Source organism: Nostoc sp. (assembly GCF_036918015.1).
In the GTDB taxonomy this organism is placed as follows: Bacteria; Cyanobacteriota; Cyanobacteriia; order Cyanobacteriales; family Nostocaceae; genus Nostoc.
The window spans coordinates 1-12010 of the sequence record NZ_JBALEO010000012.1; the positions used below are offsets into that span (position 1 = coordinate 1).

The 12010-nt window shown below is 40.2% G+C and carries 14 protein-coding genes; 11 read left to right on the plus strand and 3 right to left on the minus strand.

Translation table 11 applies throughout. The features are described 5' to 3' along the window. Positions 1-1122: HEAT repeat domain-containing protein (locus V7K61_RS03215; RefSeq protein WP_335050908.1), on the plus strand; the 1122-nt coding region annotated here is incomplete at its 5' end. A 535-nt stretch (positions 1123-1657) separates the two neighbouring features. Next, positions 1658-2584, plus strand: coding sequence for a PEP-CTERM sorting domain-containing protein (locus tag V7K61_RS03220; RefSeq protein ID WP_335050910.1), 927 nt, complete (start codon positions 1658-1660; stop codon positions 2582-2584). A 133-nt stretch (positions 2585-2717) separates the two neighbouring features. On the opposite strand, the gene V7K61_RS03225 is transcribed toward V7K61_RS03220, so the two are convergent. Next, positions 2718-3002, minus strand: coding sequence for a DUF427 domain-containing protein (locus tag V7K61_RS03225; RefSeq protein ID WP_289799246.1), 285 nt, complete (start codon positions 3000-3002; stop codon positions 2718-2720). An 834-nt stretch (positions 3003-3836) separates the two neighbouring features. On the opposite strand from V7K61_RS03225, the gene V7K61_RS03230 reads away from it, so the two are divergent. The 9 genes from V7K61_RS03230 (at position 3837) to V7K61_RS03270 (ending at position 10693) form a co-directional block, all read left to right on the plus strand. Then, positions 3837-4061 carry a hypothetical protein gene (locus V7K61_RS03230; protein ID WP_335050912.1) on the plus strand — a complete coding sequence of 75 codons (225 nt, stop codon included), beginning with the start codon at positions 3837-3839 and terminating at the stop codon, positions 4059-4061. Between the two features lie 257 nt (positions 4062-4318). Then, positions 4319-4720 carry a hypothetical protein gene (locus tag V7K61_RS03235; RefSeq protein WP_335050914.1) on the plus strand — a complete coding sequence of 134 codons (402 nt, stop codon included), beginning with the start codon at positions 4319-4321 and terminating at the stop codon, positions 4718-4720. 218 nt (positions 4721-4938) lie between these two features. Beyond that, positions 4939-6171 (plus strand): damage-control phosphatase ARMT1 family protein, encoded by a 1233-nt coding sequence (locus V7K61_RS03240; protein ID WP_335050916.1) that lies wholly within the window; start codon positions 4939-4941, stop codon positions 6169-6171. Positions 6172-6297: 126 nt separating this feature from the next. Then, positions 6298-6513: a hypothetical protein gene (locus V7K61_RS03245; protein ID WP_181928639.1), complete on the plus strand. Its 216-nt coding sequence runs from the start codon at positions 6298-6300 to the stop codon at positions 6511-6513. Between the two features lie 7 nt (positions 6514-6520). Further along, entirely contained in the window at positions 6521-6946 is a 426-nt protein-coding gene (locus tag V7K61_RS03250; protein ID WP_229462944.1) for a type II toxin-antitoxin system VapC family toxin, read from the plus strand. A 132-nt stretch (positions 6947-7078) separates the two neighbouring features. Further along, positions 7079-8647: a metallophosphoesterase family protein gene (locus tag V7K61_RS03255; protein WP_335050919.1), complete on the plus strand. Its 1569-nt coding sequence runs from the start codon at positions 7079-7081 to the stop codon at positions 8645-8647. Positions 8648-8823: 176 nt separating this feature from the next. Beyond that, positions 8824-9582 carry a YebC/PmpR family DNA-binding transcriptional regulator gene (locus V7K61_RS03260; protein ID WP_335050921.1) on the plus strand — a complete coding sequence of 253 codons (759 nt, stop codon included), beginning with the start codon at positions 8824-8826 and terminating at the stop codon, positions 9580-9582. Positions 9583-9895: 313 nt separating this feature from the next. After that, the gene (locus V7K61_RS03265) at positions 9896-10072 is read left to right on the plus strand and encodes a hypothetical protein (protein WP_335050923.1); all 177 of its coding nucleotides are present in this window, start codon (positions 9896-9898) and stop codon (positions 10070-10072) included. A gap of 219 nt (positions 10073-10291) precedes the next feature. After that, positions 10292-10693, plus strand: coding sequence for a nuclear transport factor 2 family protein (locus V7K61_RS03270; protein WP_335050925.1), 402 nt, complete (start codon positions 10292-10294; stop codon positions 10691-10693). Between the two features lie 84 nt (positions 10694-10777). Here the strand turns inward: V7K61_RS03270 and V7K61_RS03275 are convergent, their stop codons facing one another. Together V7K61_RS03275 and V7K61_RS03280 are read right to left on the minus strand one after the other, a co-directional pair. Beyond that, positions 10778-11095: an RNA recognition motif domain-containing protein gene (locus tag V7K61_RS03275; RefSeq protein WP_099102602.1), complete on the minus strand. Its 318-nt coding sequence runs from the start codon at positions 11093-11095 to the stop codon at positions 10778-10780. A 264-nt stretch (positions 11096-11359) separates the two neighbouring features. Then, a complete protein-coding gene (locus V7K61_RS03280; protein WP_335050927.1) occupies positions 11360-11899 on the minus strand; it encodes a phycobiliprotein lyase in 540 nt (179 codons plus the stop codon). Positions 11900-12010 lie beyond the last annotated feature (111 nt).

Consider the following 12010-nt stretch of genomic DNA (forward strand, 5'->3'; position numbering starts at 1 on the left):
CAACTGCTGCAATCAACTAATCTGGATGACGAAACCCGTAGGCAAGCAGCATCAAGCTTAGGGGAAATTGACCCAGGGAATAAAATAGCGATCGCCGCCTTGGTGCAACTGCTGCAATCAACTAATCTGGATGACTACTACACCCGTTGGTATGCAGCATCAAGCTTAGGGAAAATCGACCCAGGCAATGAAATTGCGATCTCCGCCTTGGAGCAACTGCTGCAATCAACTAATCTGGATAACTCCACCCGTAGGCAAGCAGCATCAAGCTTAGGGGAAATCGGCACAGGCAATGAAATTGCGATCGCCGCCTTGGAGCAACTGCTGCAATCAACTAATCTGGATGACGGCACCCGTAGGCAAGCAGCATCAAACTTAGAGAAAATCGACCCAGGCAATGAAATTGCGATCGCCGCCTTGGAGCAACTGCTGCAATCAACTAATCTGGATGACGACACCCGTAGGCAAGCAGCATCAAACTTAGAGAAAATCGACCCAGGCAATGAAATTGCGATCGCAACTCTGGTGCAACTGCTGCAATCAACTAATGTGAAGGGGTACATCCGTAGACATGCAGCATCAAGCTTAGGGAGAATCGAGCCAGGCAATGAAATTGTGATCGCAGCTTTGGTGCAACTGCTACAATCAACTAATCTGGATGACGAAATCTTTAGCTACGCAGCATCAAGCTTAGAGAAAATCGGCACAGGCAATGAATTTGCGATCGCAGCTTTGGTGCAACTGCTACAATCAACTAATCTGGATGACTCCATCCTTAGGCAAGTAGCATCAAGCTTAAAGAAAATTGGTACAGGCAATGAATTTGCGATCGCAGCTTTGGTGCAACTGCTGCAATCAACTAATGTGCATTACTACCCCAGTAGGTATGTAGCATCAAGTTTAGGGGAAATTCTACAGAATAATAAGCATCGCTTTGCGGTAGTCAAAGCTTTAAGTAGTTTAAGTAGTTATTGGCAATTCAATAATGATTACTACGATTTAGCGTGGAAATGCGCCCAGAATATGCCTTACCACAAATTCTATCAAGCTTGGCATCAGCATAATGTTGCTACTCGTGCGATGCAAAGCTTAAAGAAAATCCTCTTCACAAGAATAATTTAAGTACTTTTGCAGCAGCAACGTTACAAATAAAGTTGCCGCGATCGCAACAGCTTGTCCACTCGTTACGAAGACAGACGCGGACTTTACGAATGTTTGTCTGTTAGCAACAACAGCTTAAACATTTATTATAAATGGATACTCATTTGCTGCGATCGCTGTCTTATCCATAACTAATACTTAAAATTTAAACTAACAAATTAAGCATTAATTATAATTGAGTACTCATTTATCGTATTTGAGTACTTATTTATCGTATTTGAGTACTCATTTATCGTATTTAGGTACTCCAATATCGTATTTGGGTACTCCAATATTGTATTTGGGTACTCCAATATTGTATTTGGGTACTCCAATATCGTATTTGGGTACTCCAATATCGTATTTGGGTACTCCGATATCGTATTTGGGTACTCCGATATCGTATTGAGGTACTTGTTTGTTATAAATGCTTGCGATAATTAATATTTAGTTAAAAAATGTAAGATGAATATCCGAGATTTTTTTAATTTTTCAAAATTAATACAAGGAGTTTTAGGTGAAAAAAAACAATAGAAAAAAGGCTGTTGCTCAAGCTATTTCTACAGCCATTGCTCTAGGTTGGGTGATAATGCAAGTGGAATCAGCACAAGCTGCTAACTTGGTAGTTAACAATCTCAATGATAGTGGCGTTGGCTCATTGCGAGACACTATCAACATTGCAAGTAACAATGACGTGGTAGAGTTCTTATTGGGCAGTAATCCTAGTACAATCACTCTGACCAGTGGGGTACTTGCGATCGCAAAAAATCTCACTATTAATGGCCCAGGTGCTAACTTACTTACCATCAGTAGCAATAATCACTTCCCGGTGTTAGACATTAATGCTGCGGATGTTACATTTTCTGGGCTTGCGATCGCTGGTAATATCAATGCTTACAATTCTAGTAATCTAACGTTTACCGATAGCACCATCAGCGGCGACAATGTGAATATAGATGGTAACTTAACACTTATCAATAGCACTATCAACAGCGAGAATTTAGCGATCAATGGTGGACTAACGGGAATCAATGATAGTAATGTAACAGTTCTCAGTAGTACCACCATTGGCGGCAATTTAACCAGCTCTAGCGGCAATTTAACTATCTCTACTGGCAGCCTGCAAATTAACGCTAGTAGCAATAATTCAGAAGCAGCAGGTAGTTTAACTGTTACAGCCGATAGTGTTGTCGTCATAAGTGGTAGTCAGGTAACGATTCCCATTAGCACTAGTGGCAATTCTGGGCAAATTAACAGTGGTAGCCATAATTCAGGATCAGCAGGCAACATCACTATCAACTCTGGTACTTTGATATTGAACCCTGGTACTATTATATCGAAACCAGTACCCGAACCAAGTGCGATCGCTGGTACTATACTTGCTGGTAGTCTGGCTTGGCTAGTGAAGAGAAAGCAAGTAGTATTTCGCAAGGCGAAGGTATAATTAGTTATTAAAATAAATTTGTAGATGAAATAGTTTAAATAATTAGCCCGCACAGACGGGCTAATTATTTTATGGGCAATTAGTCGGACATAATATCAATTACCTGAAACTAAAATAATTCCAGGAACCTTTATTAAGCCTCGACTTTTACACCCTTCCAGAAAGCCACATAACCTTCAATATTCTTAGCCTTCTCCTTAGTGCTGGGATAATACCAAGCAGCATCTTTATTGGTTTGCCCCTCAACTTCGATGCTGTAGTAACTAGCAACACCTTTCCAAGGACAAGTAGTGTGGGTGTTACTTTCAGTAAAGTACTGCTTGTTAATGGTGTCAACAGGGAAATAATGGTTTCCCTCGACAACTACAGTATTATCACTCTCGGCTAAAACAACTCCATTCCAAATTGCTTTCGGCATAAATGACTTTGTAAATAAACTATACATATAACATTTTGACACTATCAGCTTATTTGTAGTGAATTTCTGGAACCCGTGACGCTGCCAAAATAGTTCAGAAGTCATGAAGAGGCAATGAGTTACAGGATTTCCCTCTAGATATTAATTACAATCACTTTTACTTATCAATTTGAAAATTAAAAGCATTTGCTTCTACCAGAAAGATTTTCTAGCATATTGGTATGGAAAGTTTATTAGCAAAAACAAAGTTAAATTTCGCTTGATAGCCTCAAGCAAAAAATTTCTAAATATGTAAGTAAGCGATGCTTGCGGTAAGCAACGCTAACGCACTTTCTAGAAATGCTTGTCAGCTAAAGATTTTATTTAGCATATCTTTGCATCTTTTAAGTTCTGATTAAACCTGCTCAGAATGTTCAATTTCTCCAATTTAGGTGAATTTGACTAACCCGTTTGAGTAATTAACAAATCAACCTATCAGGTGAACCGATCCTAAAAGGTTGAGATTATTGAAGAAGAATTCAGAAGTCAGGAGTCAGAATCAAGACGCGACGCTCGTTCCTCGCTAACGCTTTGCTATCGCGGACTCGCTAACGCTGCGCTATCAGTCGGGGATTCAGACCGCGCAGGAATTGAAGACCACCAAATTTTCAATTTGGTGGGGGTCTTAAAGCCGATTATTCAGACGTTCGAGTACTCGCTAACGCTGCGCTATCCGCCAGTCGCACAGAATTCAGAATGAATTCTGACTCCTGAATTCTGTTTGATAAAACAGTGGACTCTATTACTAGAGAATACTGATTGCAATTGCATTTTGTTCTAATTGAGGATAACTCTATGAAATTCACAAACTCGCTAAAATCTGCACATATTATTGCTTGGATTAACTCTATGCCGAAAATCACTTGCTTTCATCAAGCCAAGAATCACAATAGCCCATCAATAAACACAGCCGTAAACTCTGAAACTTCCCCTAGCTATTCCACTAATATCAATTATCTCAAACCTTTTGATACTGCTTCTATTGCCTATTACATGATGGGTTTTGGTAATTTTGAATGAGCTAAGTTACCTCTATGCTTTTGAGATGTAGCTTATATCATTTTATCAATTACAGTTTTGTTTCCAAAATACTCCATTCTTACCCTGTAGTAATTTTCTTAAAAGCTTATTTCTCAAGGTTTTAGGGAATTATCTCACTCAAATATGTGAGTAATAAATCAACAAATATGATGACCTAATCACAAAAGCTTGAAATTGCTAAGAAAGAAGACTCTATTACTTTAAAACACTAATTAATTTATACCAAGGATAAAATCATGAAATTCACAACCTTGCTTAATTCTGCACTTATCATTACTTCTATGGTTTTTATACCTGGAATTGCTGGCGCTCAAACAGTTAATACTAACAATGGTGGTGGACAAATAAATACAGATGTCAACTCTAATACTTTACCTAAAAATCCTACAGATACTAAATATCTGCAACCCTTTAATATTGCCTTTCTAGCTTATCAAGGTTATTTAAAAGAGCAGGGTATTCCCAGTGGGGGCACTTTGTTATTCAAATACCAAACCGGATACTTGACTGCGAAAGATGTGGTTCAAGCTGCTATCAGGGCTAATAAGTTACCAGCGGAAGTTTTAAACGATCGAGGTTACGTTAACGCAGTCGAGTTACAGATGAAATCATTTGGTGATATTAATGATTCACAATAGACAATTTAGGAGTGCTAGAATCAATCTCTACATTTCCCTATAATTTTAGACGCGATAAATTGCCGTCTCTACAATAATCAGACGCGATAAATCGCCGTCTCTACAATAATCAGTCTTTCGTCTTGACGGCGATTTATCCGGCTTTTGAGTTGATTAGGTTTGAAAGAAAGTCGCGCACAGCGTTAGAATAACTGAAAATATGAGGAGAATCAAAGTTTGTGGCGAATATATCCCACATCCCCAAATTACCCATACCACCGTCTCTTTTGGGGTCAGAAGTTGGTTCTTTTACTGAGTATACAGTTACTCAACGAATGCCTGCGATCGCTCGCAAAGTTATTGCTGAAAATAATTTCTCGTCTGAAATTAATACCAGCTTAGAAAACCTGGCTACAGAATTGCCAACGGGATATGTGCAACCTCTTTTAAATAAGACTGCTGTAGATTTTTCAGCCTGGAATACATATTTAGAATTATACAAAGGTCAGCGTTGGCTAGATGTTCCTTGGTTTTTTGCCGAAACTTATTTTTTTCGGTTGATTTTAGAAATTACCAATTATTTTCGCCCTGGTGTCTGGCAAGGTGTCGATCCATTTGAATTACAAAAGTCTCAAAGTTTAGAAGCATCTTTGGATTCGATTATTCTACTGTGCGATCAGGCTAACAATTGGTTAAATAATTCCCAACTGAAGCGAGAATCAAATCAAACAGCTTTAATCGCATTGTTATATTTTGCTTTGTGGGGAAATCGAGTTGACTTGAGTTTATGGTCAGCATTCGAGAGCGATCGCAGTCGTTTTGATATTCAAACCCAACTAGCTCATATTTTAGTAAATGATGCCTCTCAAGTCACGGAATTGTTAATCAACTCTCAAGGGGGACGGATTGATTTTGTTGTAGACAATGCTGGTTTTGAACTCGTTTGTGATTTATGTTTAGTAGATTTTTTGTTAAGTAGCGGATTGGCTAATCAGGTTTACCTACACTTAAAGCCACATCCGACTTTTGTCTCTGATGCCATGATTAAGGATGTACATGACACAATAAGTTTTTTAGCCGCTAGTGGAAATCAACAACTTACATCCTTTACCAACAGACTGCAAGACAATATTGCATCAGGGCATTTAGTACTATCTGAAGATTACTTTTGGACATCGCCTTTAGCATTTTGGGAAATACCCAACTCCCTCAAAAATGAGTTAGCCAATGCGAGTTTGGTTATAGTCAAAGGAGATGCCAATTATCGCCGATTATTAGGCGATCGCCATTGGGATCTTACCACCAACATTGCAGATATAGTTTGCTACCTACCCGTGCCAATGGTAGCTCTACGCACCCTAAAGTCAGAAGTAGCAGTTGGTTTAAAACCAGAAGTTATTGAGAAAGTAGCAAAATCTGACTCTTCTTGGTTGACAAATGGACAGTGGGGTGTAATTCAGTTGGTGGTTTAGGCAATTTTGAAAAATCGAGATAATTTGTAAAAGAAGTATACGTATCTTCACTACTTATAGGGTCGTCTGCCCTACCCGTATCGCTACAACCAGCTTAGGATAGACTAGAATAACTTTCTAAGGAAAATGGTAGAAAAAATCACAGCTGTCTTTAATGGCAAAGTGTTCTATCCGGCTGAACCGATCGCACTGCCAATCAATACCCGCGTGCGAATCAGTATTGAAATTTTACCGCCAAGCGAACATGAAACGGTATCATTTTTGCAAACGGCGCGATCGCTCAACCTCGAAGGGCCGCCTGACTGGTCTGCCAATATAGATAAATATTTGTACAGTAAATAAACTTTTCATGCATTCTGAAGTCTTTCTTGATACATCATTTGCTATTGCCTTATCTGCACCGAGCGATCGCTTGCATGACCGAGCCTTACATCTGGCTAAAATGTTACAAGCCGCAGAAACTCGTTTGGTAACAACACAGGCGGTGATGTTGGAAATTGGCAATGCCTTATCCCAACAACCTTATCGTCAAGCGGCAATCATATTATTAAATTCTCTAGTAGCAGACTCGAAAGTAGAAATTGTCCCCCTTTCCCAGGAACTTTACGAACGTGCTTTCGAGCTATATCGCGAACAAACAGAGAAAGAATGGGGATTTGTCGATTGTGTATCTTTTATTGTTATGCAATATAGCGGAATAACTGAAGCACTGACTGCCGATGAGCATTTTCAACAAGCAGGCTTTCGAGCATTACTGCGAGAAAATTTGCCGTAAGGATGGAGATTGGCATTGGACATGGGACATGGGGCATTAGTTATTCACAAATGACAAATGACAAATGACAAATGACAATTAAATATTTCGTTACAATCGGTGTGTGCGTTAGGCATTCAAGAGTTATCAGCCATGAAATTGATTTCCGATCCACCGATTCCTGTGAAAATTCAAAAGATGAAGGAACGGGTGCGGTGGATGCATCCAAGTTTTGTGCAACGGGGAATTGACCAAACCAGTCTAGTTATTGACGATCGCAGGCAAGATAATCCAGAATTTTCCTTTATGGTTATTGGTGATTCTGGTACTCAATCCCATTATCGACAGCACCCCCAACGAAAAGTTGCCGAACTGATGCTTCCTCACCGCGATGATTGTAGCTTTGTGTTGCACACTGGCGATGTCATCTATGTGGTGGGTTCCCAAGAATATTATTCAACAAACTTTATTGAGCCTTACCGGGAATTTCTTGTCGGTGGTGACAACCCGAAAGGCATTCCTTATGATCGTATGGTGTTTAATCTGCCGTTCTTGCCAGTACTTGGTAATCATGATTACTACGATGTGCCGTTGATGTACCGTTTATTTACTGGTACAACATCGTCACTACGTCGCCTGTTCCGCTACAAAGACATTGAGATTGGCTGGCATGGCTCGTATCAAGGTAATGCTTATGCACGAGCATTTATGGACTATACCCAGGCGATATCTCCACAAGAGTTAGAACGTCATTTAGATCGGCACTACACTGCAAAGACCGACACAGGGCGCTGTTTGCGTTATGAACCTGGACAGTTTACCCGTTTACCCAATCGCTATTACACCTTTCGTTACGGCGGGATTGACTTTTTTGCACTGGATTCTAATACCTTTAATACACCCTCACCTTTACCTGCTACGAAAGAAGGGGAAATTTACCGCCGGGAATTACAAAAGCGTCGCCAGGAAATAGATCGAGAAGAATTGCAGATTTTGAAAATATGCGATCGCCTCAACCCAGATAAACCCACCGAAGCGGAACAACTAGATGACCTTAGTGCCAAATTAGACCAAATAGACGAAATCAAAATCGACATTGAAAAACAACTAGCATCTCATCAAATGCCTGCGATCGACTTTGAACAACTTGAATGGTTGCGAAGCAGACTAATCGAATCTTGGAATAACTCAGAGGTGCGCGGACGTGTAATCTTTTTCCACCATCCTCCCTACGTCACAGAAGCTACCAAGTGGAATCAGGCCCAAACCTTGGCGGTTCGTCACCGTTTGCGCTGGGTGTTTGAACAAGTCGCAGAAACTCTTGGTACTCTAATTAAAGAACGTCCCATAGTCGATTTGATTTTAAACGGTCACGCTCACTGTTTAGAGCATCTTTGCACAACTGACACCGGATTTGCAGACTCGCATATTAACTGTATTATCTCTGGTGGGAGCGGTCATCGTCCCCGCTATCAACGGCGAGAAGGGACTGAATTGATGGAAACTTTTGCTGAGATTGCAGGTAAACCCACTCGGAAAGTTGCAGATTCAACGCTATTTGTCGGCCGTCATAACTACAATTTCCAGAACCGACTGCCTTATTCATGTGTGCGGATTGATGTTCTGGATGGTAGCCCACCCAAGTTTATCATCAGACCGTTGATTACTGAACGGGTTGAACAAGAGTGGCATAACACAGAACTGGAACCTTTTGCGATCTAAACGGGATGCGAAGTAATTGAAGTACACCATTCCTCATCTGACTTGAAAATCAAATCTCAGTGCTGCTGGGTTGCTTTGAATGATTATCTTGGCAAACTTTTACCAAATGCACCTTTGCATTGAGACAAAAGCTAGGTATATCCTAATCTTAAATAGAGTTACGATCATCTCAAATTATGGCAGGACATAGTAAATGGGCAAATATTAAACGCCAAAAAGCGGTAGTAGATGCAAAAAAGGGAAAAACCTTTACTCAGTTATCCAGGGCGATTATCGTTGCGGCTAGAAGCGGCGTCCCAGATCCAGCGCTGAATTTTCAACTTCGCACAGCAGTTGACAAGGCAAAGGCTGCGAGTATTCCCAATGATAATATTGAACGAGCGATCGCTAAGGGTGCAGGCACTTTTGGCGGCGATAGTGCTACCTTTGAAGCGATTCGCTACGAAGGTTATGGCCCTAGTGGTGTAGCGATTTTAATCGAAGCCCTCACAGATAATCGCAATCGCACTGCTGCTGACTTACGTGTAGCTTTTAGTAAAAATGGTGGCAATCTTGGTGAAGTCGGTTGCGTTAGCTGGATGTTTGAACAAAAAGGCGTTTGTGTTGTGCAGGGTGTGCTTGACGAAGAACAGCTTTTAGAAGCATCCCTCGAAGGCGGTGCCCAGTCTTATGAAATGACTGAAGATGAGATGGCTGAGGTTTTTACTGATATTGGAAATTTAGAAACCCTTAGCCAGACACTCAAAAATCAAGGCTTTAAGGTAACTGATGCCGAATTGCGCTGGATTCCTAATAATAGTGTAGAAGTTACCGATCCCGATCGGGTGCGATCGCTTTTCAAGTTAATTGATACTCTAGAAGGCTTAGATGACGTGCAAAATGTCACAGCTAACTTTGACGTAGCAGAAGAATTTATGTCTATCACCATTTCCTAATCAAAATTAACCCAAGTATCATAGCCAAATTACAGTTATTTGGATGATGTCCAAATTGTTACATTGAAGATTGAAATGCCAGCAAGTATTTTTTAGCTAAGTATTCCACGTAAGCCCATAGGATTCAATTAAGCTTTTTTGATGAAAATTCTAGATTGTAGAGACGGCGATTCATCGCGTCTCTTGCCTTAACCGAGTAAATCCTATATTTGACGAATGTAAAAATAGACATGAAAGATTCATCTCAATTACAAACTTATGACATACGTCTATTGGATAGTTAAATTGTTGATTACCTGATGAGGATTTTCAAGTGAATAAGTTCGCTAAAGCTTTACTTTTGGCTCTAATTTTTGCTGCACCTGTAACCGCTTTTACATCCCAAGCTCAAGCTAAAACTATCCATCATACTAGCGTAAAATCTGCTAAAGTTCATCACACCAAGCATCACAGACATCATGCTAAAAAACTAGTTCATAAACACTTATAAATAGTTACTATTAGTCGTAAAAGTTTCTAGTAGCTCTGTAATCAAGTTTAGTGTTGGTTTCTCTGAAAAGATAACTGTATTATTTAACCCCGCTGAAATCCCTACCAATCAGCGGGTTTTTTTAATTAACTTGCTCAAGGGTGCGATCGTATAAAAATCAAAGTTAAAGCGATCGCCTAATCCTATCTGCTACCATTCAATTTAGTCTTCAAAACATATATGAAAGCAGACTCTTTAGAAGAATTACTTCTTCGTGAGTTGGAGGAGCGTTTGCTTCAACCCGATTTCCGAAAGTCAGCTAAAGATATCACGGATTTACTTGCTGATGAGTTCATTGAATTCGGAAGCTCAGGGCGTGTTTTTAATAAACAGCAAATTATCGAGAGCTTGCAGAATGAACCTATCCAATCCCTGGCTCAAAGATTGATAACAGAATTCAAAACGTTAGTTTTAGCAACAGGGGTTGTTTTGGTAACTTATCGTATAGTCAGACATATATCTGACGAACAACCTGTTCATTCGCTGCGAAGTTCCATCTGGAAATTAAACAACGATCGATGGAAAATAATCTTTCATCAGGGCACTTTGCTTAGAGAATCATCAGTGCAGTATGATGAATAATTGGCCAAAATTATTTAGAGTCAAAGTTTTGCATAAAAAAGGCTCAAGCATTTTTGCGTGAGCCTTTTCTAAATTCAATTAAGCTTAGTAGCGGTTGTTGCTACGGTTGTAGCCACCGCCACCACCACGGTTTCCACCAAAGGAACCACCACTTCTGTCTTCTTTAGGCTTGGCTTTATTTACCTTAAGGTCACGACCAAGCCATTCAGCACCATCAAGAGCTTCAATAGCTTTTGCTTCTTCATCTTCTGAACTCATTTCCACGAAAGCAAAGCCGCGTAAACGACCTGTTTCACGGTCAGTGGGTAATTGAACACGCTTTACAGCACCATATTCTGCAAATACAGCACTCAGCGCATCTTGTGTAACATCATAGGAGAGGTTACCAACGTAAATTGACATCAAATGTCTCCAAAATCATAAGTTTGTAGAGATTTAGATTTCGGAGAGAAGTCTGTAATACCAAAAGGAAAAAGCCTGTCAATACTAAAAACAAACACTGTCGCCGAATTAATTCTCATTTCACTTCCCATGATGACATAACAACCAAATTTCTGGGTAAAAGTTTGAAAAACTGTTATAAAAAGTTATATAAGTGGTTAATAGCTAGATGCTGGCTGGTCTAAAAACGGGTGAGGCTATAGTGAACCGCACCCAGGAGATCGGCTAATCCACTCTCTTTTCTAAATATTGACCAATCATCAACTGCTCACCAGCACGGGAGATAATGGTTTGTCTGGTGCGGTATTTGCTGCCAATTAGCTTTAACTCTTCTTCAAAGACCGAACCGTTGTACTCAGTTCGCAAACACATTGTTTTAGGGTTAGAGAAATAATACTGAGCGGTGACTGGTTTGGATATGGCAAAACCGCGATCGCGGTACAAAATGTTTCCTAAAGCTCCAAATATTGTTGAACCTTGCGACTCTTGCCTGTCCTTCAGCACATCCATACTTTCCCATATAACTGCTGCACCACAGATCAAACTACCTGTATCAGGCAAATCGTGCATCTGAGCTAGGTTTTGCAATTCATCACAGCCTTGGTTGAGAAAATTGATCGTAACTATACTCTCCATCTCCTTGGTTTCTCCCTTGGGTAGGGTATAGTAGCGCCGTTGCGATCGCCACTTACCCACCGATTCCTGGAAAAATTCGGAAATCTGGGCTTCGTCAGCGGTTTGGGCAATTTTTAACAATGATGTCACTTGTTACTTTCCTGGCCTAAATATATATCGCCCTCTTCTTTGCTGTATATGCGATGTCTACGACGGGCTACGCCTACGCTTGACCACATATACAGCTTCAGAAAAAGCAAC